Below are 21,671 nucleotides of genomic sequence, written 5' to 3'. Positions count from 1 at the left end.
CGATCGGCTGGGCTTGCCCCGTCTCTCATGACCTCAACCTCTCGAACCGCCCGGTGCGGACCCGCATGCCGGGTGGTGTGGCAGGGGAGCGACCCAAAAGGTCGCCCCCTATGCCGATCCCGTATTGCGATCGTATTGGCTTGCCGGGCCGGAGCACGGGCGGTAGATAGCCCTCCAGATCGGTAACATCAGGAGCACGTGAATGGAAACCGTCGATCGCAGATCCCTTCTGGCAACGGGTGCGCTGGCGCTGGCGGGCACAGTCGCGAGCCGTTCGGCCGAGGCCCAATCCGGCGCGAAGCCGATCTTCGATGTGCCCGCGGTGACCATCCCGATCGCCGGCGAGAAGGAGGTATTTCCGGTTCGCCGCATCTATTGCATCGGCCGCAATTACGCCGCGCATGCGATCGAGCGGGGATCCGACCCGACCCGCGAACCGCCGTTCTTCTTCCAGAAGCCGACCGATGCGATCCAGTACGTCGCGCCCGGCACCGTGGTGGATCACACGTATCCCTCGCTCACCAAGAACTATCACCACGAAGTCGAACTGGTCGCTGCGCTGAAATCCGGCGGCGCCAACATTCCGGCGGAGAAGGCGCTCGATCATGTCTATGGTTATGCGCTCGGCCTCGACATGACGCGGCGCGACTTGCAGAACGGCATGTCGGCCGAGAAGAAGCCGTGGGAAATCGGCAAGAGCTTCGACCATGCCGCCGTGATCGGCCCGATCCATTCCGTGAGGAGGACCGGGCACTTCACCAAGGGCGCGATTTCGCTCGCGATCAACGGCAACGTCCGCCAGGCCTCCGACCTCGACAAGATGATCTGGAGCGTCGCCGAGCAGATTGCAAAACTCTCGGAAGCTTTCGAGATGAAGGCCGGCGACATCATCTATTCCGGCACGCCGGAGAATGTGGGCCCCGTCGTCAAGGGCGACGTGCTGCTTTGCAAGCTCGATGGCCTGCCGGATATGTCGATCCGCATCGTGTGAATCCGCAATTGTCGTCCCCGCGGACGCGGGGACCCATACGCCGAGGCTTCTCCCTTTTTCTGCAAAGCAGCTGCCGGCTTCTACTTCGATTAGATTCAGTGGTTATGGGTCCCTGCTTTCGCAGGGACGATGGCGTTTCGTCATCCCACCATATCCGCATATTCCGGATGCTTGCTCAGGTAATCGCCGACGAAGCCGCAAGCACCAATGACCTTGCGGCCGTCGGCGCGGATCAAGGCCAGTGCCCCTTCGACCAGTTGGGAGGCGATGCCGCGTCCGCGCAACGCGCGCGGCGTTTCCGTGTGGGTGATGATCACAACCGACGGGGTGAGGCGGTAATTGGCAAAGGCCGTGCCGCCCTCGACATCGAGTTCGAACCGGCTTTGCGTTTTGTTGTCGCGAACAGGAGTCATCTCAGCCTTTCAGCAGATCGGCATATTCGGGATGCTTGTCGATATAGGCTTTGACGAAGGGGCACTGCGGGATGACCGTCAAGCCCTGTGTTCGAACCTGATCCAGCGCGCCCTTCACCAGCGCCGAGCCGGCGCCTTTGCCGCCGAGTTCCGGCGGAACCTTGGTGTGGACGAAGGTGATGACGCCGTCCGATATCTCGTAGTAGGTCGCGGCGAGATGACCTTCGACGACAAGTTCGTAGCGATGCTGCGCAGGATTGTTGACGACCTCAGCCATGAAAAATCTTTTTCTCGGGTTTGCAGATTTGCCCCGCTCAGACTATCAAGCCGGGCCGATCCCGACCACTGTCTAAGGATGATCCCATGAAACTTGTTCTTTCGCTTCTCGGCGTTGTCTTGCTCATTGTCGCCGCGGTTTATTTCCTGATGCCGGCCGACCAGTTGCCGAGCTTCATGCCCGGACATGAGGCCGGCGTGATGCGCGTTCACTCCAAGCATGGCATTGTGGCCGGCGCCGCCGGCATCGTGCTGCTGGTGGCGGGCTGGTGGATCGGCCGGCGGTGAGGGTGGGTGGCCGTCATCGCGAGCGTCAGCGAAGCGATCCAGAAAGATGACAAAAGACTGGATTGCTTCGTCGCTTTTCGCTCTTCGCAATGACGGGCCATCACCGTCATTGCTTCTATTTCAGACAGCCGCACCGTCGCGTTCTCGCGACGCACGATGCGCCCGAGCTTTGAAAAAACCCTCCGATCAAGAGGGCGCAGGGAATGCCGGGTGCGCGGCCTGCACCCGCAGCCTTGTGTGCAAATAAAAAAGCACACAAGCGTAGTCACCACAGGTACGTCGCATCATCCGACATTCCCTGCGCGACGGTTTTACGGCTTCTTTCGTGCTCTCCTCGGCGACCGGGCTTTCTTGTCACCGTCCCCGCGCAATGCAAATCATCATCGCCAGCTTGACGCCGGCGTCGAGGCATCAGGACCACACGACTTCGCCGTCCGCGCGCCCGTCACTCGTCAGTTGACGGGTTCGCGTCCATCGAATCCCGCGCTCCACGTTCGTGACGATCGCGATACGCCCCTCTCATGAGCGCGAGACGGCCGCGAATCTGCCGGTGATTTGCACTTGCGATCAACACCGTGAACTGCGGCACATTGGCACGACGGGCAAATCAGCCTTGATGCACTCGACAGCGTGTCAAGGATGTACGGTCCTTCCTGGCGCGATGGATTCCGGGTCTACGCCTGAAGGCGCATCCCGGAATGACGACGGTTGGTTTCGGCACAACACACAAATCACTGGTTGTACGTCGTACCAACGAGGGCCGTTTTCGCGCCATAACCGGCGCCACATTTCGACTCAATTTCGCCCGCCGACTCAACTCCAGTCGTCATCGAGCGCGGACAGGGGCGATTCGCGCGTGTGTTGTCTGCCACGCCCCGTCATTTGTGTAGGCGAGCAGTTGTCATGGATGCAGTCACGCTGCCGAAGCCCAAGCCCATTCGGATGCGAGGGCGATCTTATGTCGCTTTTGTGTTTTACCCCGTTGTCCCCATCATGGATTGGCTTGAGGAAGTTGACGCAACGCTGCGTCAATCGCCGGGCTTTTTTGCCGGCAAGCCGGTGGTGCTCGATCTTTCCGCGGTCGACCTCAGCGAAAACGCGATTGCACAATTGGTCGCGGCCTTCGAACAACGAGATCTGCGGATTCTCGGCATCGAGGGCGTCGACGCCGCGCGCCTGACGGCGAGCCTGCCACCTCTGCTCAATGGCGGCCGTCATTGTGCGATCGCGCCGAATGCGCCGAAGAAGCCGGAGCCGAAACCAAAACCGGCATCGCTGCTGCTCGATACCCAGGTGCGTTCCGGTCAGTCGGTCGTGTTTCCGGAAGGAGATATCACGGTGGTGGGGTCGGTCAGCTCGGGCGCCGAAATTGTCGCCGGCGGCTCCATCCATGTCTACGGCACGCTGCGCGGCCGGGCGATGGCCGGCATCAATGGCAATTTGAGTGCGCGTATTTACTGCCACAAAATCGAAGCCGAGCTTCTGGCCATCGACGGTTACTATCGAACGGCAGAAGAGATCGACGCCACCTTGTATGCGGGGCCGACGCAGGTCTGGCTCGATGGCGACATCGTACAAATTACACCGTTGAATTGATTGGTTTGGGGAGATCAGAGGTATGGCTAAAGTCCTGGTTGTGACGTCCGGTAAAGGTGGTGTAGGCAAGACGACGACGACCGCCGCGCTCGGAGCCGCGCTGGCGCAAATGGGAGAAAAAGTCGTCGTGGTGGACTTCGACGTCGGCCTGCGTAACCTCGATCTCGTGCTCGGTGCCGAACGGCGGGTGGTGTTCGATTTCATCAATGTGGTGCAGGGCATCGCCAACCTCTCGCAGGCCCTCATTCGTGACAAGCGGCTGGAGAATTTGTGGCTGCTGCCGGCCTCGCAAACACGCGACAAGGATGCGCTGACCGATGAAGGCGTCGGCAAGATTATCGGGGAATTGCGAAACAAGTTCGACTGGATCATTTGCGATAGTCCCGCCGGTATCGAACGCGGCGCGATGCTGGCGATGCGCTATGCGGACGAGGCCGTCATCGTCACCAACCCGGAAGTATCCTCGGTCCGTGACTCCGACCGCATCATCGGCATGCTCGATTCCAAGACCGTGAAAGCCGAGAAGGGCGAGCAGGTCGCAAAGCATCTCCTGATCACCCGGTTCGACACGGCGCGTGCGGCGCGAGGCGAAATGTTGTCGATCGAGGACGTGCTGGATATTCTGGCTACTCCCTTGCTCGGCATTATTCCGGAAAGCCAGGACGTGTTGCGCGCCTCCAACGTTGGCGCGCCCGTGACGCTGAACGACGCTACTTGCCCGCCGTCCCGCGCCTATATCGACGCCGCGCGCCGCCTGATGGGCGAGACCATTGCGATGATGGTGCCGGCGGCCCGCAAGGGCCTGATGGATCGGCTGCTTGGACGGAGGGCCGCATGATGCTGCGGCTGTTTGGTGGCCGCGCCGCGCCTGCGCCGGCGCCTCCATCCGCGCCCGTCGCACGGGAGCGGTTGCAGATCTTGCTGGCGCATGAGCGTGGCTTGCGCGGCCAACCCGATTTGCTGGACCTGCTTCGATCCGAGATCCTGGCCGTCGTCTCGCGCCATGTCACGTTCGACCCGGAAAAGCTGAGCATCCGGATGGAAAGGGGCAACGAGGTATCGACGCTCGAAATCGATATCGAGGTGCCCAATGTCGCCGAGAGACGCTCGGCTGCCGTGGCGTGATGCGGCGCTGACCTGACTCTGTCGTTGCTCGCCGGAGAAGAGCGCGCTGATTGACAAGATTGGCGCGCTGCAATCTTAATTCGCCTTCAGGCTGAGGATGTAACTGGCAAGCGCATCTGCCTGGTCCGGCGCGATGACCAGGTTCGGCATGTCCTTGTGGCTCGTCCTGAAAAACACCTTCAACGCCAGCGCCGTGATGCCAGGCTGGTTTGCCACGGCTTCGAAGCTCGGTGCCGGACTCGGCATCGCCGCCATATGGGGCTCGATCACATGACAGCGCTCACACCAGTCCGTGGCCAGACGATGTCCCTCTGAAATATTCGTTTCGACTGCCGTGGCTCCTCCCGCGGGGCGCATGCGTACGAAAAGAAATGCTGTCAGCGCGATCAGGATGACCAGACCGATATGGAGGTGAGCGTTGCGCCACATTCTAGTCGTGCTCCTCAAGCTGAGCTGCGGTCCCGTGAACGGGGCAATTTGCATCGGGAGCCACGAGCATGCCGGAGGGGCCGGATTCCTCCAGCTTGGCGTCGTGGCCAATCACGCGGCAGGTGCACCCGAGATCGATGGCCTCCGGTGTGCCTGGTGGGGGCAGGGTATAATCCAGCGGACTATTTGATCGCATGGCTCTGTCTCTGCTTTGTGCAATCTTTGCACCGGAACCGCCGGCTGGATATTGAGCTGAGTCAAAGGGCGGGAATCAATTGATGCTGGAACATTGTCTGAATCGGGGAACGGGGCACGGCCGAGAGGCGCGAGATCAGCCCGCCTGACGCCGCAGGTCATCGTCCCATTCACAGATTGGAACAGATCGACATCGCGCCGGTCCGGGTGCAGTTGAGGCCGTGCTTGCTGGTGTAGCGGACCGTCATGTTGTTCGGCGGCGGGACGCTGATCGCTGCACCGCCAGAGTTCCGGCAAAGCATCCCGGTATCGGAATCTATGAAGTGTCCGGCCGGAATTCCGCTCGCTTCATGTTTGGCCGGTGGGTCCTTCAAGAGCTTCGTTGCGATCCAGCGGAAGCCTTGCGCGTTCATGCAGTCCTTGTAGGCCTGTGTCGGCGCGTCCTCGGGCGATGTGCCGGTCTGGGTGAAGCAGGAAGCGCTGGCAGCCTTCGCAACGGCCAGACTGCGATGATGGCCGGCCGGCCGCTGCGTACCGTGAAAGGTGATGTCGTAATGCGACGCCAAAGCCGGCGACGCGGACACAAGCGCGAATGCGGCGGCGACGATGAGCTTTTTCATGAGCGTTCTCCTGACCGAGCGGGAAGCAATCGCATCTCTACAGATTTGAGCAGATGGACATGGCGCCGGTCCGAGTGCAGTTCAGGCCGTGCTTGCTGGTGTAGTGGATCGTCATGTCGGCCGGCGGCGGGTCGCAGATCGATGCGATGCCGGTGTTGTGGCAAATCAGTCCGGTGTCGGGATCGATGAAGTGTCCATTCGGGATCGCGCTGGTGACCCGTTTGCTGGGCGGGTCTTTTACCGGCCTGGAATAAATCCAGCGATAGTCATGCGTTGCCATGCAATCCTTGAAGGCTTGCGTGTCCTTGGCGTCGCGCGCCAGCCCGGTCTGGCTGTAGCAGGCGTCAAGCGCGGCATCGTAGACCGCCTGCGGCCGCGGGTGACCGTTGGGCCGGATGTTGTCGTGATACATTTGGTCGTAATGCGGCGCGGCCGGCGCTGATGACAGCGACATCAGGGTAAATGCAGCGGCAACGATAAGCTTTTTCATGAGCGTTCTCCTTTGCCCCTTGGGTCGCCGCGGCTCGATGCGGGGTTCTAGGGATTACCGAAGTTTAAGGGGGCGCGAGCCCCCCTCAACCCATAAAAGCCGTCGTCCCGGCGCACGCCGGGACCGATAACCACAGGCCACCTTTGTTACGGTCGCTGGGGCTACAGCCTTCATGACAACATCAGCTTGTGGCTATGGGTGCCGGCGTGCGCCGGGACGACAAGCGGCCAAAATCCCACTGCCATCCCAAAATGTTCCTGATATGTTCCATACACGCTGAGGGTGTCGTTAAACACCATCAGGCGCGGAGTGAGCATGCGTTCACGTCGAAATCGCAGCATCAACCTGCCGGCACCATACCTCAAGCGGGTCTGGCTTGAACCAACGCTCATTCCGGATCGTGAGGCCTATCCGTTCTGCCTGCCGTTTCTGCACGACGATTTCTCGCTCTCTTTCGATCGCGCCATCACCATCATCGCCGGCGAGAACGGCGCCGGCAAATCGACGCTGCTGGAGGGATTGGCCGTGATGGCCGGATTCGACGAAGCCGGCGGCGGCAAGGGTCACCGGCCCGTCGACCATTCTTTTGCATTGGAGGAGAATGGTGGAGAACTGGCGGTGGCGCTGCGCGCAAGCTGGTTGCCGAAGATCACCAATGGTTGGTTTTTTCGAGCAGAAACCTTTTTCTCCGTCGCGAGATATCTCGATGCAGCGGGAAGCCCGACGGCCTATTTCCTCTCCTATTCGCACGGCGAAGGTTTTTTGCGCTTCTTCGAGGAGCGCTGCCAGCGGCAAGGTATCTTCATCTTCGACGAGCCGGAATCGGCGTTGTCGCCGTCGCGCCAGATGGAATTTTTGAAGCTGCTTTATCGCATGGACAAATCGGAGCGCTGCCAGGTGATCATGGCGACGCATTCGCCGGTCCTGATGGCCTATCCCAACGCGACGCTGCTGCAGTTCACCAAATACGGGCTGGAGCCGACGCCGCTCCAGCAGACCGATCACTACCGCGCAATGCGCGAGTTCTTTGCCGATCCAAAGGGGTTTGTGGATGCGGCCATTACGGAGGTTGACCTCGATGAGCGGGAGGACGGCGCCTAAAGCGCAGGGGAGAACATGAGTTCACGGGGAAAACGCAACATCAATCTGCCGGCGCCTTATCTCAAGCGGATATGGCTTGAGCCCACGCTCGTTCCGGATCGCGAAGCCTATCCGTTCTGCCTGCCGTTTTTGCACAACGACTTCTCGCTCTCTTTCGAGCGCGCTGTCACCATCATCGTCGGCGAGAACGGCACCGGCAAATCGACGTTACTGGAAGGCATCGGCGTGCTCGCCGGTTATGACGAGGCCGGCGGCGGCAAGGGTTATGCGACGGTCGATCATTCCTGGGCACTGGAAAAGATGGGCGGACAACTATCGTCAGCGCTGCGCGCGAGCTGGTTGCCCAAGATCACCAACGGATGGTTCTTTCGCGCTGAAAGCTCTTCTCGGTGGCGCGTTATCTCGACAAAGCGGCCCTTGACGACCCGTTCGGTCCGCCGCCGCCCGACTTCCTCTCTCACTCCCACGGCGGAGGCTTTTTGCGCTTCTTCGAGGAGCGTTGCCAGCGGCAGGGCATCTTTATTTTCGACGAGCCGGAATCGGCGCTGTCGCCCGCGCGCCAGATCGAATTCCTGAAACTGATGCGCCGTATGGACGAAAGCCGGCACTGTCAGGTGATCATGGCGACACACTCGCCGATGCTGATGGCCTATCCCGACGCGACGCTGCTGCGGCTCTCGAAACATGGTCTTGAGCCCGTAACGGTCGAGCAGACTGATCACTTCAAGGCCACGCGCGAGTTCTTCGACGATCCGAAGAGGTTTGTCGAAGGCGTGATGGCGGGGAATTGAGGAAGTAGCTATGTGGGCGGCGTTCAAGAAACTCTTCGCGAAGTCCAAAAATTTTCGTGCTCTATTTGGCGATGTTCTTTTTCAAACGAATCCCGTTAAGGGGCAGAGCGGGCATTCCACTTTCCAATGGCAGGTGAAGAAGGGGTTAGATCAAGGTTCCTTCTATGTCGGCGTTAAACTGATAGCCGATGGCTACATGGGACCCGAGGGCTCGCCTACCAACTACATTAGCTTCGATCTGGCTACTGCGGAACAGATCAGAGCAGATATAGACGAGTGTCTAGCTGTTGCTCGACACTTTGGGACGGACAAAGTCCCGCATTGACCGCTGCAAGCGAACGCTGACAGGTTGAGTGCTACTCCGCCGCTTCGCTCGCCCCGCCGCTTGCCTTCCGCGATTTGCCCGCCTTCTTCAGCACCGGCGCCAGGAACTTGCCGGTATAGCTGCGCGGCGCCTTGACGATGTCTTCCGGCGGACCCCAGGCGACAATTTCGCCGCCGCCATCGCCACCTTCGGGGCCGAGGTCGATCACCCAATCCGCAGTCTTGATGACCTCGAGGTTGTGCTCGATCACGACCACCGTATTTCCCTGCGATACCAGTTCGTGCAGCACTTCCAGGAGTTTCTTCACGTCGTGGAAATGCAAACCGGTGGTCGGCTCGTCCAGGATATAGAGCGTGCGGCCGGTTGCGCGCTTGGATAGTTCCTTGGCGAGCTTGACGCGCTGGGCTTCGCCGCCCGACAGCGTGGTCGCCTGCTGGCCGACATGGATGTAGTCGAGCCCGACGCGGTGCAGCGTCTTGAATGTCTCGCGCACCCGCGGCACCGCCTTGAAGAACTCGGCGGCTTCCTCGACCGTCATGTCGAGCACGTCCGCGATCGACTTGCCCTTGAACAGCACCTCCAGCGTTTCGCGGTTGTAGCGTTTTCCTTTACAGACGTCACAGGTGACGTAGACGTCGGGCAAGAAGTGCATCTCGATCTTGATGACGCCGTCGCCCTCGCAGGCCTCGCATCGGCCGCCCTTGACGTTGAACGAAAAACGTCCGGGCTCGTAGCCGCGCGCTTTCGCTTCGGGCAGGCCGGCAAACCACTCGCGGATCGGCGTGAACGCGCCGGTATAGGTCGCCGGATTCGAACGCGGGGTGCGGCCGATCGGCGACTGGTCGATGTCGATGATCTTGTCGATATGCTCCAGCCCTTCGATGCGGTCGTGGGGCGCGGCGCCTTCGCTGGCATTGTTGAGCTTGCGCGCGATCGCCTTGTAAAGCGTATCGATCAGAAGCGTCGACTTGCCGCCGCCGGACACGCCGGTGACGCAGGTGAACAAGCCCAGCGGAATTTCCGCCGAGACGTTCTTGAGGTTATTGCCGCGCGCGTTGATGACCTTGATGGTGCGGCGATGGTTCGGCGGCCGCCGCTCGGGAATGTCCACCGACAATTCGCCGGTGAGATACTTTCCGGTCAGCGATTTCGGATTGTTCATGATGTCGGCGGGCGTGCCTTGCGCGACGATATGGCCGCCATGCATGCCCGCGCCCGGGCCGATGTCGAGCACGTAGTCCGCCAGACGTATCGCGTCCTCGTCGTGCTCGACCACGATCACTGTATTGCCGAGGTCGCGCAGCCGCTTCAACGTGTCGAGCAGCCGCGCATTGTCGCGCTGGTGCAGGCCGATCGAGGGCTCGTCGAGCACGTAGAGCACGCCGGTCAGGCCCGAGCCGATCTGGGAAGCCAGCCGGATGCGCTGGCTTTCGCCGCCCGACAGCGTGCCCGAGGAACGCGCCAGCGTCAGATAATTGAGGCCGACGTCGAGCAGGAAGGAGAGGCGCTCGCGGATTTCCTTCAGCACGCGCGCCGCGATCTCGTTCTGCTGCGCGTTCAGCGCCTTCGGCACGGTCTCGAACCATTCGCCGGCGCGGCGCACCGACATTTCGGAGATCTCGCCGATATGTTTGCCAGCGATTTTGACGCATAACGCCTCCGGCTTGAGCCGATAGCCGTGGCAGGCCTCGCAGGGCACGTCGGAGAAATACTTCGCCAGCTCCTCGCGCGCCCATTCGCTCTCGGTCTCGCGGAAGCGGCGATTGAGATTGGTGATGACGCCCTCGAACGGCTTCTTGGTGTCGTAGGAGCGCACGCCGTCTTCGTAGGAGAACTTGATCTCGTCGTCGCCTGAGCCGTGCAGGATCGCCGCCTGCGTCTTCTTCGGCAGGTCCTTCCACTTGGTGTCGAGCGTGAACTTGTAGAACTTAGCCAGCGCGGTCAGCGTCTGGATGTAATAGGGCGACGACGACTTCGCCCACGGCGCGATCGCGCCCTTGCGCAAGGTCGCTTCCTTGTCGGGAATGACGAGGTCCTCATCGATATGCTGCTCGATGCCGAGGCCGCCGCAGGCCGGGCAGGCGCCATAGGGATTGTTGAACGAGAACAGCCGCGGCTCGATTTCCGGAATCGTGAAGCCTGAGACGGGGCAGGCGAACTTTTCGGAAAACAGAATCCGTTCCGGGCCGCTCTTGTCGTGGATTTTTGCCGTCTTCTTTTTGTCTTCGGCTGCGGGCGCGGCTGGCGGCGCATCGGCATATTCGACCACCGCAAGGCCTTCGGCGAGTTTCAGCGCAGTCTCGAAACTTTCGGCGAGCCGCTGGCCGATATCCGGCCGCACCACGATGCGGTCGACCACGACGTCGATGTCATGCGGGAATTTCTTGTCGAGCGTGGGCGCTTCAGCGAGTTCATGGAACTTGCCGTCGATCTTGACGCGCTGGAATCCCTTCTTGAGATATTCGGCGAGCTCTTTCTTGTACTCGCCCTTGCGGCCGCGCACGACCGGTGCCAGCAGATAAAGCCGCGTGCCCTCGGGCAGCGCCAGCACGCGATCGACCATCTGCGACACGATCTGGCTTTCGATCGGCAGGCCGGTGGCCGGCGAATAGGGCACGCCGACCCGCGCCCATAGCAAGCGCATGTAATCGTAGATCTCGGTAACGGTGCCGACGGTCGAGCGCGGATTTTTCGACGTGGTCTTCTGCTCGATGGAAATCGCCGGCGACAGCCCGTCGATCTGGTCGACATCAGGCTTCTGCATCATCTCCAGGAATTGTCGCGCATAGGCCGACAGCGACTCGACGTAGCGCCGCTGGCCCTCGGCGTAGATGGTGTCGAAGGCGAGCGAGGATTTGCCGGAGCCGGACAGCCCCGTGAACACCACGAGCTTGTCGCGCGGGATTTCGACGTCGACGTTTTTCAGATTGTGCTCGCGCGCGCCGCGAATGGTGATGGCACGCAGGCTACTGGTCGATTGGCGTCGTGCTTTCAAAATTTCATCCATGTCGGCATTTCCGGGCGCGAAGACGCAGGAAAAGGCGCGTCGCCGGAAAGCGATCAGACGCCAGTGATCATGCTCGGAACATAGGAAGAACGGGAATCAATTTCCAGTGCTGCGTGAAAACCATCAACGGAATTGATTCGCGTTGGCAGCAAGCGGCAGCAGGGACCCATGGCGGAGGGTAAAAAAAAAGCCGGCACGAGGCCGGCTTTTTCGAACTCAGGCGAGTGAGCCGAGATCAGTACTTCGCCACCACCGGGCCGCCGAAGCGGTAATTTACTCGGACCATGCCCATGTCGATACCCTGGCTGATGTTGTCCGAGCGGCCGACAGCTCCGGTAAACGGCGGGAAATTGATCGCCATTGCTGGAAAGGCCACGTTGGGTTTGCCCATGAACACGTGGTCGTATTCGATACCGACGGACCAGTTCGGCGCAAAGCCGTACTCGATGCCGGCTCCCACGACGCCGCCCCAGCGGGTATCGCTCGCCTGATTGAACACGATACCGGGTCCTGTGAAGAACGAGCTGTATTTGTTGTCGGTCACCGCGGCGCCGCCCTTCAAATACAAGAGCGTGTTGTTCCAGGCGTAGCCGATCTGACCGGTGAACAGGCCGATCGCGTCAACCTTGGTCTGGTTGGTGTAGGGAATCGCGGCGGTAAGACTTGCGTTCGATCCCTTCAGGTTCGCCCAGTCACCCTGCGCTTCGAGGCCGAACACCCAGTTGGTCATCTGCCAGCGATAGCCGGCCTGACCGCCGACCAGAGCGCCAGTTGCGTTGTGGCAGCCCTCCGAGATCGGGGTGAGCGCAACGCCTGCAACGCTGTTGAGGGTGTAACACTCACGGCTCGACGCGCCCCCGGCATTGAAGCCGACGTAGAAGCCGCTCCAATTGTAGATCGGGTCGACGATCGTAGGCGCCTTGGTGTAGGCCGGCGCCCGCGCCGGAAGATCGGCCGCCATGGCCGGAGCAATCGCAATGGCCGTCAAACCAACGGCCGCCAACAACAACGTCTTCATTCCTATTACTACCCTGTCATTCCCGCCGCGCCTTGTCTTCGCTGAACCAAAAGGTTTGTTGAATTTCGGTCGCGGTCGCCGCCCAATCGCTACGGTATGATATAGCTTATTCAACCAGAAATACTGTTTCGGAAAAGATACACTCACAGAAGAGTTATTGGCCGAAGCGTCTGGTTTCAACAGCCGCGTTCGCCGCCAACAAAAAAGCCGGCGCAAGGCCGGCTTTTCGAATTCAAACGGATGAGCAGAGATCAGTATTTCGCGACCACCGGACCGCCCCAGCGGTAGTTGACGCGGACCGACACCAGATCGGCATCGCCGTGAATATGGTCGCTGCTGATCACAGCGCCGGTGTTCTGGTTGGTGAAGGTCGTGTTGTTGTTGGCGATGAAGAGGTGGTTGTATTCAACCGCCGCCGACCAGTTCGGCGCGAACGAGAATTCAATGCCGGCGCCGACGGTGCCGCCCCAACGGTTATCGCCGGACGAGGTCGCGATCAGCGCGCCGTTAGCCCCCAGGATGTCATTGCGATCGCCGATGACCGCCGCACCGCCCTTGAAATACAACAGCGCGGTGTTCCAGGCGTAACCGACCTGGCCGGTGAACAGCCCGAAGTCATCGATACGAGAACGATTGGTATTGCCGGTGATGAGGCTGAGGTTGCTGCCCTTCAAGCTGGCCCAATCACCCTGGCCTTCGAAACCAAACACCCAGGAAGCCATCTGCCAGCGATAGCCGAGCTGTCCGCCGGCAAAACCGCCTGACGTGCCGTGGCAGCCCTCGGGGCCAACCACTGGAGCGGTCTGATCGAAACAACGGTTCGCATTGCCCCAACCGCCGTTGAGGCCGACATAGACGCCGCTCCAGTCGTAAGCGACCGGCACCATATCGGGCGCCTTGGTGTACGTCCGCGCCGGAAGGTCCGCAGCAACAGCCGGGGCCGTGATGCCCAACGTGACCAGCGCCAGCGCGCCCAACAACAAACCCTTCGTCATCCTTCGTCTTCTTTCCGGCGCTTCGTGTCGCCGCGAAGCGTATTCTTCAGCCTTAAGCCCGTCAGCGGCGCCCAACTACCCCAATTTCGGACTGAACTTAGCGCATTGCGGTCTCCCGCGCCGTCTCCCAAAAGTCACAGTCAGCGCCGAAGTACGGCGTGAACTGGATGAATCGACAGGCATTTTGCGCGCGGGCCGGTTCCCGCCGCTGAATGGCGAAATAGCCGCCGCAAGCCCGGATGCTGGATAAGGATATTTCCGTGGCTATTGATGGGAACAAAACTGGAACATTCGCGTCCGATATGCTATATGTGGATAACCGAAGGATGGGCCGGGCGTAGCCGGCGGGTGAGCGTATAGGGTCGGCGCGAAATAGCCGAGGCGAGTGGAGAGCAGCGATGGCAGGAAGCGTTAACAAAGTGATTCTGGTCGGTAATCTCGGCAAGGATCCCGAAATCCGGCGTACCCAGGATGGGCGGCCGATCGCCAATCTCTCGATCGCCACCTCGGAAAACTGGCGCGACAAGGCCACCGGCGAGCGCAAGGAAAAGACCGAGTGGCATCGCGTCGTGATCTTCAACGAAGGCCTGTGCAAGGTCGCCGAGCAATACCTGAAGAAGGGCGCCAAGGTTTACATCGAGGGCCAGTTGCAGACCCGCAAATGGACCGACCAGGCCGGCGTGGAGAAATATTCCACCGAAGTGGTGCTGCAAGGCTTCAATTCGAACCTGACCATGCTGGACGGACGCAGCGGTGCGGGCGGCGGCAGCTTCGGCTCCGACGATCAGAGCGCCGGCGACTTCGGTGTCAGCAGTCCCTCGAGCGCGCCGCGCCGGGCGGTGGCAGCCGGCGCCCGCAACAGCGACATGGACGACGACATTCCGTTCTGAGAACCGTCGCTAAAGCGGAGCCAATAATTCCGGTGTGAGAAGGGGGACTTCTCATGGGTCTTGTCATGAGTCTTGCGCCCTTACTGGATGCCGCGCCGGCGATCCCCGTCCACGCCTTCGCGGCGATGGCGGCTTTCGGGCTGGGAGTGATCCAGCTCGCGGCGCCAAAGGGCACGCTGCCCCACCGCACCATCGGCTGGATCTGGGTCGTCTTGATGCTGGCGGTAGCCGCGAGCTCGTTCCGGATCCACCAGATCAAGCTGTGGGGTCCCTGGAGCCCGATCCATTTGCTGTCGATTTTCACGCTGGTGACGCTCCCGCTCGGCGTCTGGTATGCGCATAGCCATCGCGTGGCCGACCATCGCCGCGTCATGATCACGATTTTTTCCGGTGCGCTGGTCATCGCCGGCCTGTTCACGCTGCTGCCCGGACGGATCATGCACGCGGTCGTTTTCGGCCCCTGAAATCCGCCCTCAATTGGGGGTAACTGGGGCGGCGCCGAGGTTTCCTAAGTCGCCCCGTTTCAGGAGCCGCAAGACGGCTTAGCCCAGCACCTAAGTAACTGGAAAAACGAAGGGAAAAACCCTGTGCGCGGGCCCGTTTGAGGTGGTCTTGCCCCCCTCGATGCGCTATATGAAATTGATTCTGAATTGACCGGATTTTCCCTTGTCTGAGCCTGAAGATACCAAGCCCGGAGAGCCCCCGGCGCCTTCCGACGTTCGTCCCGTTTCCATCCTCGACGAGATGAAGCGCTCCTACCTCGATTACGCCATGAGCGTGATCGTGGCGCGTGCGTTGCCGGATGCGCGCGACGGTCTCAAGCCGGTTCATCGCCGCATTCTCTATGCGATGCACGAGAACGGCTTCGACTGGAACAAGCAACCCAACAAGTCGGCGCGCACGGTCGGCGACGTCATCGGTAAATACCATCCCCACGGCGACCAGTCGGTCTACGACGCGCTGGTGCGCATGGCGCAGGATTTCTCGATGCGCGTGCCGCTGATCGACGGTCAGGGCAATTTCGGTTCGGTCGACGGGGATGCCGCGGCCGCGATGCGTTACACCGAATCCCGCCTGACCAAGATCGCACATACGCTGCTTGACGACATCGACAAGGACACCGTCGATTTCCAGGCCAACTATGACGACAAGGATCGCGAGCCGCGGGTTCTTCCGGCCAAGTTTCCAAACCTTCTGGTCAATGGCGCCGGCGGCATTGCCGTCGGCATGGCTACGAACATTCCGCCGCACAATCTCGGCGAGGTGATCGATGCCTGCGTCGCCCTGATCGACAATCCCGGCCTGTCGATCGATCAGCTCATCGACATCATCCCGGGCCCGGATTTTCCGACCGGCGGCATCATCCTCGGCAAGCAAGGCATCCGCTCTGCCTATCATCTTGGCCGCGGCTCGATCATCATGCGCGGCAAGGTGTCGATCGACACCATCCGCAAGGATCGCGAAGCGATCGTCATCAGCGAAATTCCCTATCAGGTGAACAAAGCCACGATGGTCGAGCGCATCGCCGAGCTCGTGCGCGAGAAGAAAATCGAAGGCATTTCGGACCTGCGCGACGAGTCCGACCGCAGCGGCTATCGTGTCGTCGTGGAGCTCAAGCGTGACGCCGTGCCGGATGTGGTGCTGAACCAGCTCTATCGCTTCACGCCGTTGCAAAACAATTTCGGCGCCAACATGGTCGCGCTCGATGCCGGGCGGCCGCAGGTGATGAACCTGAAGGACCTGCTGACGATCTTCGTCGCCTTCCGCGAAGAGGTGGTAACGCGGCGGACCAAGTTCCTGCTCAACAAGGCGCGCGATCGCGCCCATATCCTGGTCGGCCTGGCGATTGCGGTCGCCAATATCGACGAGATCATTCGCGTGATCCGCACCTCGCCCGATCCGACCACCGCGCGCGATACGTTGATGTCGCGCGACTGGCCGGCCAAGGATGTCGCGGCCATGATTACCCTGATCGACGATCCCCGCCACCGTCTCGCACCCGACGGCACCGCGCGGCTGTCGATGGAACAGGCCAAGGCCATTCTCGACCTGCGGCTGCAACGGCTCACCGCGCTCGGCCGCGAAGAGATTTCCGAAGAACTCGACAAGCTCGCGGCCGAAATCAGCGACTATCTCGATATCCTGAGCTCGCGCGCGCGCGTGCAGACGATCGTCAAGACCGAACTCGCCGAGGTGAAGTCGGAATTCGCCACACCACGCAAGACTGTCATTATCGAGCAGGAAGGCGAGGTCGAGGACGAAGACCTGATCCAGCGCGAGGAAATGGTGGTCACGGTCTCGCATGCCGGCTACGTCAAGCGCGTGCCACTGTCGGCCTACCGGGCGCAGCGGCGCGGCGGCAAGGGCAGGGCGGGCATGCAGACCCGCGACGAGGATTTCGTCAGCCGCCTGTTCGTCGCCTCGACGCACACGCCGGTATTGTTCTTTTCCTCGCGCGGCCAGGTCTACAAGGAAAAGGTCTGGCGGTTGCCGATGGCCGCGCCCAACGCCCGCGGCAAGGCCATGATCAACATCCTGCCGCTCGAGCAGGGTGAACGCATCACCACCATCATGCCGCTGCCGGAGGATGAATCCTCCTGGGGCAATCTCGACGTGATGTTTGCCACCACCGGCGGCACGGTCCGCCGCAACAAGCTCTCCGATTTCGTCGACGTCCGGCGTTCCGGCATCATCGCCATGAAGCTCGACGAGGACGAAGCGATCGTGGACGTGCAGATCTGCACCGAGCACGATGACGTGCTGCTCACCGCCGCCGGCGGCCAGTGCATCCGTTTCCCGGTCACCGATGTGCGGGTGTTCTCCGGCCGCACTTCGATGGGCGTGCGCGGCATCGCGCTCGCCAAGGGCGATCGGCTGATTTCGCTGGCTATCCTGCGGCATGTCGAGGCGACGTCGGACGAACGCTCGGCCTATCTCAAAATGCGCCGCGCGGTAGCCGGCGAGGGCGCTGCGGAGGAAACGGCCGTGGAAGGCGATACCGAGGAGACCTCGAACGCCATTCAGCTCTCCTCCGAGCGCTATGTCGAAATGTCAGCGCAGGAGCAGGTCGTGTTGACGGTTTCCGTCAACGGCTACGGCAAGCGCACCTCGTCGTTCGAATACCGCACCACCGGCCGCGGCGGCAAAGGCATCGTCGCGATGTCGGTCAACAACCGCAACGGCAAGCTGGTCGCCTCGTTCCCGGTGGAAGAGTCCGACCAGATCATGCTGGTGACCGACAAGGGGCAGTTGATCCGTTGTCCGGTCGAAGACATCCGGATCGCGGGCCGTTCGACCCAAGGCGTGATCGTGTTCGATACCGCCGATGACGAGCATGTGGTGTCGGTCGAGCACATCGGCGAGGAAACCGAAAACGGCAACGGCTCCGCCTAGTGGTCCGATTCTAACATTCGCATCCCTTCTCAGCGGGCGTATTTGCGAATGTTGGAATCACAGGACCACCAGCAATATAGGGATTCTAGTAGAGTTTTGGATTTGACATTCGCTAACGAACCCGGGGCCAGTTGGGTGCGAATGTCAAATCCACTCCACTAGTAGAGCCGCGGCCGACCTCCTGGAATTTCCTTACTCCGCGGCGGCTCTACCTGTATTTCTCTCGGAGCAGCCGATCTCGCTTGCACCCAGCGAAGGCGAAGCGCGATCAGGAAAGCGGCTGCCGCCGCAACGCTGCCGACGAGGAAGACACTGCCATAGCCGGCGCGATCGGCAAGAAGCCCTGCCAAAGGGCCGGTCAGCCCGTAGGCCAGATCCTGGAATGCTGTAAACCCGCCCAAGGCTGTCCCGCGCTGTTGCGGGGCCACCAGACGCACGATCTCTCGTCCCATGGCCGGGAAAACCATGGAGCATCCGAGTCCCGAGAAAAAGGCGCCGACCAAAGCCAAGACCGGCCCAGGCGCGATCCAGATCAGTGCTTGGCCAACGGTCTCGATTGCAAGTGAGCCAATTGCGACGGGCAAAGCGCCGATGCGATCGGGCAGGTGGCCGAACAGCAGGCGCACCAAAACGAATCCGCCACCGAACGCGGTCAGGCCGAGCCCGGCATATCGCCAGTTCTGATCAAGAAAGTAGAGGACGAAGAAGGCGCCGATGGCGGCGAAGCCGACGCCTTGAAGACCGACGATGGATCCTTGCCACCCAATCTTGCCGATCGCGCTCCAGAACGACGGACCCTCGACCTCTGGCTGAGCGGCGATGCCCGCCATGGGCCAAATCGCCAGCAGTCCCAGGCAGGGCAGAACCGCACTGATCGCCGTCGCACCAGCAAAGCCGAACCGCTCAAACAATACCAGCCCGATCGGGCCGCCGACCGCGAGCGCGCCGTAAATGGCAACACCGATCCACGCCAAAACCCGGGCCGAGCGAGCCGGGCTGGCGAGATTCACGCCCCAAACGACGACGCCAACTCCGACCAGGCTTTCACCAAGCCCGAGAACCAACCGGCCTGTTAGAAGAACAGCGAAGGCCATCAACGGCGCGTCGAACAAAAGGCCCGTGAGCCATGAAGCAGCTGCTCCGGCGACGTAGAGGATCAGCCCGCGCTTAAGCGCGACCTTGGCGCCAAGACGATCCGCGAGACCGCCGGCGTAACCTCGCGTGAGGATGGTCGAGAAGAAGGCGCTGCCGACGGCCAGACCAGCCCACGCATTGCCAAGTCCAAGCCGCTCGGTCACATAGACCGGCACGATCGGCAGTGGCATGGCGACGCAGAGATAGGAAACGAAGAGAGTAGCGGTCAGCAAAAGAATTCGGCCTTGTGCCGGGTCACGTATCGCTTCGAAAGCCATGGTCATTCTCCTGGCTGTCCTCGATCGACGGCATGCATAAAGGATGCATTCGATCGGCGAGGATCTTTCAATGCGTTGCTTGACGTCACACGCTTACGGCCAGTGTCACTGACGGGATGGTTGACGCGACGTGGAAGTCGCCAATCTGGAATCGGCTTCAACCCAATCTTGCCGACATTTCGACGTCCTCGGCGAAAGGCGTGGACAAATAGCCATTTGCCGGCGAGCGCACATGCGCTAGGTAATCGGGGCTATGGTCGGCGTTATCCGCGACGATGATGGCGCCGGGCCTGAGGCGGCTTTCCACGAGATTCAGGATTTCGGGATAGAGCGACTTGGCGCCGTCGAGCAGCACGAGATCGATCGTTTCGGGAAGGTCGATGCTCAGCGTTTGCAGCGCGTCGCCCTCGCGGATCTCGACGAGGTCGATGAGACCGCCGGTGGTCAGATTGTGTCTCGCCCGCGCCGCCTTGGACGGCTCGAACTCGCTGGTGATGAGGTGGCCGCCGCCATTGTCCCGCAAGGCTGCGGCGAGGTGCAGGGTCGAAATGCCGAAGGAAGTCCCGAACTCGACGATATTTCGCGCGCGAGAACTTCGAGCCAGCATGTAAAGCAATGCGCCGGTCTCTCGCGAGACGGCAAGCGGCATGTGCTTCAGGCGCGCATAGAGATAGCGGTATTCCGTCCTGCTCCGCATCAGCCGTGTCCGCTCTTCGTCGGCGAGATCGGCCGCGGCCGTTTCGAGCTCGGCCTGCGACGCATCGGCTTCTTCAAACAGACGCTTCAGCAACGGCGCAAGCGGGGTAGTGGTCAGGGTGGTCATGCAGGTCTCCGATCAGCGGTAAGGGTACCGTTGCGATCCACCTAAAATACGATTAAACATTCGCATTCGCTATTCGCATTATCCGTGAGCCTCCATGGCTGATCGCCGAAGTGCTTCAATTTCCTCACGAAAGCAGCCTCAACAAGCGCGCTCGAGCGAGCTCGTCGCCACCATTCTGGAGGCGGCAGTTCAGGTTTTGGCGAAGGAGGGCGCGCAGCGTTTCACGACAGCGCGGGTGGCCGAAAAGGCAGGCGTCAGCGTCGGATCGCTGTATCAGTATTTCCCGAACAAGGCGGCGATCCTGTTTCGCCTGCAAAGCGACGAATGGCGGCAGACGAGTGAGTTGCTACGCGGCATCCTCGAGGACGCCGAGCAACCGCCGCTGATGCGGCTGCGCAGCCTGGTCCACGCCTTCATACGCTCGGAATGCGACGAGGCCACGATGCGTGTGGCGCTTAATGACGCCGTTCCGCTCTACCGCGATGCGCCCGAGGCGCTGGAGGCGAGAGCGTCGGGAGACCACACGGTTCAGGCCTACCTGCGGGAAGTGCTGCCTGCGGCCTCGGATGCCGTGCGCGCCGCGGCCGGCGATCTGATCAAACAGACGCTCAGCGCAGTTGGAAAGCATTTCTCGGAAACGCCTCGAACCTCGGCTGAGATCGAAGCCTATGCCGACGCCATGGCGGATATGTTCTGCGCCTACCTCAGGTATCTCCAGAACGGCTGAAGCAAACGCATGAAATTTTTAGCCGTCATGGTGCTGTTATTGAGTTGTTCCGACGCAAAAGCTTGCGAGCTGTCGCTGGTCACGCCGGTGACGTCGGCGTTGACGAATCCCGTCGGGGCACATGTTTCGCTGTCCGATGATGTGTTGATCGCGGGCTTTTCGGTCTTGGCGCCGTCGTTGAATGCGAAGAAAGTGCTCGCGGCGGCAGAATATCCCTACCAATTCGACGTCGTGGAATTGTTTGTGACGTTTTCGGACAGCGGATTTCCCTACTACGAATTTGAAGTGTCGCCCTACAACCAGACCTTTCAGGTCAGGATCGTCAGCGCCAAACAACACCAGGAGGGCGTTGATCTCGGGTCAACGTCGACAGCCGCCATCGTGACGGGCGGCTGGAATGTCGAGTTGAAGGTCCCGCTCAAGCCACTCGGTTGGGACGGCGATCTCTCTAAGATCCGTGGAAATCTCTATTCGATTTTGGGGCAGGGGCGCGCGCGCAGCTACTGGAGCTTATTTCTGCCCAAAGCAGCCAAAGCGAATTTTCATCAGCCGCAATATTTCAAGCCGCTGTTGCCATGTAGCTAGGGCGTGTGCTCGTAGGACGAGGGGCGTCCGCTTTCGGATGCCTGAGCATCGAGGTCGCCATGTCTGCTTCTCTAATCGGCCGGTTGGGGTCAAGCACTTTCAAGCTATCCACCACTGCAGTGTCAATGTCTCTCACGGGCTCGCGCTTCTCTTCGGAATCGGCACCTGGGCCCTTCCATCA

Annotated in this window: 23 protein-coding genes and 1 pseudogene; 13 read left to right on the top strand and 11 right to left on the bottom strand. The window is 61.0% G+C overall.

What is annotated here, in order from left to right; all coding sequences use genetic code 11:
- Positions 1 to 202: 202 nt before the first annotated feature.
- On the top strand, positions 203 to 991 hold the full coding sequence (locus ABSE61_RS31865) for a fumarylacetoacetate hydrolase family protein (RefSeq protein WP_423875142.1): 789 nt from the start codon (positions 203 to 205) through the stop codon (positions 989 to 991).
- Positions 992 to 1,131: 140 nt separating this feature from the next.
- Here the strand turns inward: ABSE61_RS31865 and ABSE61_RS31860 are convergent, their stop codons facing one another.
- Together ABSE61_RS31860 and ABSE61_RS31855 are read right to left on the bottom strand one after the other, a co-directional pair.
- Positions 1,132 to 1,404, bottom strand: coding sequence for a GNAT family N-acetyltransferase (locus ABSE61_RS31860; protein ID WP_423875141.1), 273 nt, complete (start codon positions 1,402 to 1,404; stop codon positions 1,132 to 1,134).
- 1 nt (position 1,405) lies between these two features.
- Complete coding sequence (locus ABSE61_RS31855) at positions 1,406 to 1,681, bottom strand: GNAT family N-acetyltransferase (RefSeq protein ID WP_423875140.1); 276 nt, start codon at positions 1,679 to 1,681, stop codon at positions 1,406 to 1,408.
- Positions 1,682 to 1,767: 86 nt separating this feature from the next.
- Between ABSE61_RS31855 and ABSE61_RS31850 the strand changes: the two genes are divergently transcribed.
- From ABSE61_RS31850 to minE, 4 genes are all read left to right on the top strand, one after another.
- Positions 1,768 to 1,968, top strand: a complete 201-nt coding sequence (locus ABSE61_RS31850; protein WP_423875139.1) for a hypothetical protein — start codon at positions 1,768 to 1,770, stop codon at positions 1,966 to 1,968.
- A gap of 903 nt (positions 1,969 to 2,871) precedes the next feature.
- Complete coding sequence (minC, locus tag ABSE61_RS31845) at positions 2,872 to 3,564, top strand: septum site-determining protein MinC (protein WP_423875138.1); 693 nt, start codon at positions 2,872 to 2,874, stop codon at positions 3,562 to 3,564.
- A 22-nt stretch (positions 3,565 to 3,586) separates the two neighbouring features.
- Entirely contained in the window at positions 3,587 to 4,402 is an 816-nt protein-coding gene (gene minD / locus ABSE61_RS31840; protein ID WP_423875137.1) for a septum site-determining protein MinD, read from the top strand.
- Complete coding sequence (minE, locus tag ABSE61_RS31835; RefSeq protein WP_423875136.1) at positions 4,399 to 4,689, top strand: cell division topological specificity factor MinE; 291 nt, start codon at positions 4,399 to 4,401, stop codon at positions 4,687 to 4,689. The genes minD and minE overlap by 4 nt, the downstream gene beginning before the upstream one ends.
- Before the next feature lie 75 nt (positions 4,690 to 4,764).
- Here minE and ABSE61_RS31830 read toward each other — a convergent pair whose 3' ends face one another.
- From ABSE61_RS31830 to ABSE61_RS31815, 4 genes are all read right to left on the bottom strand, one after another.
- Positions 4,765 to 5,118 carry a c-type cytochrome gene (locus ABSE61_RS31830; protein ID WP_423875135.1) on the bottom strand — a complete coding sequence of 118 codons (354 nt, stop codon included), beginning with the start codon at positions 5,116 to 5,118 and terminating at the stop codon, positions 4,765 to 4,767.
- A 1-nt stretch (position 5,119) separates the two neighbouring features.
- The gene (locus ABSE61_RS31825) at positions 5,120 to 5,314 is read right to left on the bottom strand and encodes a hypothetical protein (RefSeq protein ID WP_423875134.1); all 195 of its coding nucleotides are present in this window, start codon (positions 5,312 to 5,314) and stop codon (positions 5,120 to 5,122) included.
- Between the two features lie 169 nt (positions 5,315 to 5,483).
- Positions 5,484 to 5,933, bottom strand: coding sequence for a hypothetical protein (locus ABSE61_RS31820; RefSeq protein WP_423875133.1), 450 nt, complete (start codon positions 5,931 to 5,933; stop codon positions 5,484 to 5,486).
- A 37-nt stretch (positions 5,934 to 5,970) separates the two neighbouring features.
- Positions 5,971 to 6,423 carry a hypothetical protein gene (locus ABSE61_RS31815; protein ID WP_423875132.1) on the bottom strand — a complete coding sequence of 151 codons (453 nt, stop codon included), beginning with the start codon at positions 6,421 to 6,423 and terminating at the stop codon, positions 5,971 to 5,973.
- Between the two features lie 315 nt (positions 6,424 to 6,738).
- On the opposite strand from ABSE61_RS31815, the gene ABSE61_RS31810 reads away from it, so the two are divergent.
- From ABSE61_RS31810 to ABSE61_RS31800, 3 genes and pseudogenes are all read left to right on the top strand, one after another.
- Positions 6,739 to 7,524: an AAA family ATPase gene (locus ABSE61_RS31810; RefSeq protein WP_423875131.1), complete on the top strand. Its 786-nt coding sequence runs from the start codon at positions 6,739 to 6,741 to the stop codon at positions 7,522 to 7,524.
- 15 nt (positions 7,525 to 7,539) lie between these two features.
- A pseudogene (locus ABSE61_RS31805) lies at positions 7,540 to 8,315 on the top strand (AAA family ATPase).
- Positions 8,316 to 8,325: 10 nt separating this feature from the next.
- On the top strand, positions 8,326 to 8,640 hold the full coding sequence (locus ABSE61_RS31800) for a hypothetical protein (protein WP_423875130.1): 315 nt from the start codon (positions 8,326 to 8,328) through the stop codon (positions 8,638 to 8,640).
- Between the two features lie 31 nt (positions 8,641 to 8,671).
- Here the strand turns inward: ABSE61_RS31800 and uvrA are convergent, their stop codons facing one another.
- The 3 genes from uvrA to ABSE61_RS31785 all read right to left on the bottom strand — a co-directional run bounded on the left by uvrA (position 8,672) and on the right by ABSE61_RS31785 (position 13,660).
- On the bottom strand, positions 8,672 to 11,647 hold the full coding sequence (gene uvrA, locus ABSE61_RS31795; protein ID WP_423875129.1) for an excinuclease ABC subunit UvrA: 2,976 nt from the start codon (positions 11,645 to 11,647) through the stop codon (positions 8,672 to 8,674).
- 235 nt (positions 11,648 to 11,882) lie between these two features.
- Entirely contained in the window at positions 11,883 to 12,665 is a 783-nt protein-coding gene (locus ABSE61_RS31790) for an outer membrane protein (RefSeq protein WP_423875128.1), read from the bottom strand.
- A gap of 251 nt (positions 12,666 to 12,916) precedes the next feature.
- The gene (locus tag ABSE61_RS31785) at positions 12,917 to 13,660 is read right to left on the bottom strand and encodes an outer membrane protein (RefSeq protein ID WP_423875127.1); all 744 of its coding nucleotides are present in this window, start codon (positions 13,658 to 13,660) and stop codon (positions 12,917 to 12,919) included.
- Positions 13,661 to 14,058: 398 nt separating this feature from the next.
- Between ABSE61_RS31785 and ABSE61_RS31780 the strand changes: the two genes are divergently transcribed.
- The 3 genes from ABSE61_RS31780 to gyrA all read left to right on the top strand — a co-directional run bounded on the left by ABSE61_RS31780 (position 14,059) and on the right by gyrA (position 17,943).
- Entirely contained in the window at positions 14,059 to 14,550 is a 492-nt protein-coding gene (locus ABSE61_RS31780; protein ID WP_423875126.1) for a single-stranded DNA-binding protein, read from the top strand.
- Between the two features lie 65 nt (positions 14,551 to 14,615).
- Complete coding sequence (locus ABSE61_RS31775; protein WP_423875143.1) at positions 14,616 to 15,014, top strand: DUF2306 domain-containing protein; 399 nt, start codon at positions 14,616 to 14,618, stop codon at positions 15,012 to 15,014.
- Between the two features lie 202 nt (positions 15,015 to 15,216).
- Positions 15,217 to 17,943, top strand: coding sequence for a DNA gyrase subunit A (gyrA, locus tag ABSE61_RS31770; RefSeq protein ID WP_423875125.1), 2,727 nt, complete (start codon positions 15,217 to 15,219; stop codon positions 17,941 to 17,943).
- Between the two features lie 158 nt (positions 17,944 to 18,101).
- Here the strand turns inward: gyrA and ABSE61_RS31765 are convergent, their stop codons facing one another.
- Both ABSE61_RS31765 and ABSE61_RS31760 read right to left on the bottom strand, forming a co-directional pair.
- The gene (locus ABSE61_RS31765; protein ID WP_423875124.1) at positions 18,102 to 19,355 is read right to left on the bottom strand and encodes an arabinose transporter; all 1,254 of its coding nucleotides are present in this window, start codon (positions 19,353 to 19,355) and stop codon (positions 18,102 to 18,104) included.
- Positions 19,356 to 19,512: 157 nt separating this feature from the next.
- Positions 19,513 to 20,178, bottom strand: a complete 666-nt coding sequence (locus ABSE61_RS31760; protein WP_423875123.1) for an O-methyltransferase — start codon at positions 20,176 to 20,178, stop codon at positions 19,513 to 19,515.
- 94 nt (positions 20,179 to 20,272) lie between these two features.
- Between ABSE61_RS31760 and ABSE61_RS31755 the strand changes: the two genes are divergently transcribed.
- Both ABSE61_RS31755 and ABSE61_RS31750 read left to right on the top strand, forming a co-directional pair.
- Positions 20,273 to 20,905 carry a TetR/AcrR family transcriptional regulator gene (locus tag ABSE61_RS31755; protein WP_423875122.1) on the top strand — a complete coding sequence of 211 codons (633 nt, stop codon included), beginning with the start codon at positions 20,273 to 20,275 and terminating at the stop codon, positions 20,903 to 20,905.
- A gap of 9 nt (positions 20,906 to 20,914) precedes the next feature.
- Positions 20,915 to 21,490: a carbohydrate-binding family 9-like protein gene (locus ABSE61_RS31750; RefSeq protein ID WP_423875121.1), complete on the top strand. Its 576-nt coding sequence runs from the start codon at positions 20,915 to 20,917 to the stop codon at positions 21,488 to 21,490.
- Positions 21,491 to 21,671: the final 181 nt, after the last annotated feature.

This window comes from Bradyrhizobium sp., from assembly GCF_049519115.1.
In the GTDB taxonomy this organism is placed as follows: domain Bacteria; phylum Pseudomonadota; class Alphaproteobacteria; order Rhizobiales; family Xanthobacteraceae; genus Bradyrhizobium.
This window is presented reverse-complemented; position numbering and strand designations above follow the sequence as displayed.

Bases quoted from the DNA above. Each gene is read 5' to 3' on its own strand.
- ABSE61_RS31865 (WP_423875142.1), top strand. From the start codon at position 203: ATGGAAACCGTCGATCGCAGATCCCTTCTGGCAACGGGTGCGCTGGCG.
- ABSE61_RS31860 (WP_423875141.1), bottom strand. From the start codon at position 1,404: ATGACTCCTGTTCGCGACAACAAAACGCAAAGCCGGTTCGAACTCGAT.
- ABSE61_RS31855 (WP_423875140.1), bottom strand. From the start codon at position 1,681: ATGGCTGAGGTCGTCAACAATCCTGCGCAGCATCGCTACGAACTTGTC.
- ABSE61_RS31850 (WP_423875139.1), top strand. From the start codon at position 1,768: ATGAAACTTGTTCTTTCGCTTCTCGGCGTTGTCTTGCTCATTGTCGCC.
- minC (WP_423875138.1), top strand. From the start codon at position 2,872: ATGGATGCAGTCACGCTGCCGAAGCCCAAGCCCATTCGGATGCGAGGG.
- minD (WP_423875137.1), top strand. From the start codon at position 3,587: ATGGCTAAAGTCCTGGTTGTGACGTCCGGTAAAGGTGGTGTAGGCAAG.
- minE (WP_423875136.1), top strand. From the start codon at position 4,399: ATGATGCTGCGGCTGTTTGGTGGCCGCGCCGCGCCTGCGCCGGCGCCT.
- ABSE61_RS31830 (WP_423875135.1), bottom strand. From the start codon at position 5,118: ATGTGGCGCAACGCTCACCTCCATATCGGTCTGGTCATCCTGATCGCG.
- ABSE61_RS31825 (WP_423875134.1), bottom strand. From the start codon at position 5,314: ATGCGATCAAATAGTCCGCTGGATTATACCCTGCCCCCACCAGGCACA.
- ABSE61_RS31820 (WP_423875133.1), bottom strand. From the start codon at position 5,933: ATGAAAAAGCTCATCGTCGCCGCCGCATTCGCGCTTGTGTCCGCGTCG.
- ABSE61_RS31815 (WP_423875132.1), bottom strand. From the start codon at position 6,423: ATGAAAAAGCTTATCGTTGCCGCTGCATTTACCCTGATGTCGCTGTCA.
- ABSE61_RS31810 (WP_423875131.1), top strand. From the start codon at position 6,739: ATGCGTTCACGTCGAAATCGCAGCATCAACCTGCCGGCACCATACCTC.
- ABSE61_RS31800 (WP_423875130.1), top strand. From the start codon at position 8,326: ATGTGGGCGGCGTTCAAGAAACTCTTCGCGAAGTCCAAAAATTTTCGT.
- uvrA (WP_423875129.1), bottom strand. From the start codon at position 11,647: ATGGATGAAATTTTGAAAGCACGACGCCAATCGACCAGTAGCCTGCGT.
- ABSE61_RS31790 (WP_423875128.1), bottom strand. From the start codon at position 12,665: ATGAAGACGTTGTTGTTGGCGGCCGTTGGTTTGACGGCCATTGCGATT.
- ABSE61_RS31785 (WP_423875127.1), bottom strand. From the start codon at position 13,660: ATGACGAAGGGTTTGTTGTTGGGCGCGCTGGCGCTGGTCACGTTGGGC.
- ABSE61_RS31780 (WP_423875126.1), top strand. From the start codon at position 14,059: ATGGCAGGAAGCGTTAACAAAGTGATTCTGGTCGGTAATCTCGGCAAG.
- ABSE61_RS31775 (WP_423875143.1), top strand. From the start codon at position 14,616: ATGAGTCTTGCGCCCTTACTGGATGCCGCGCCGGCGATCCCCGTCCAC.
- ABSE61_RS31765 (WP_423875124.1), bottom strand. From the start codon at position 19,355: ATGGCTTTCGAAGCGATACGTGACCCGGCACAAGGCCGAATTCTTTTG.
- ABSE61_RS31760 (WP_423875123.1), bottom strand. From the start codon at position 20,178: ATGACCACCCTGACCACTACCCCGCTTGCGCCGTTGCTGAAGCGTCTG.
- ABSE61_RS31755 (WP_423875122.1), top strand. From the start codon at position 20,273: ATGGCTGATCGCCGAAGTGCTTCAATTTCCTCACGAAAGCAGCCTCAA.
- ABSE61_RS31750 (WP_423875121.1), top strand. From the start codon at position 20,915: ATGAAATTTTTAGCCGTCATGGTGCTGTTATTGAGTTGTTCCGACGCA.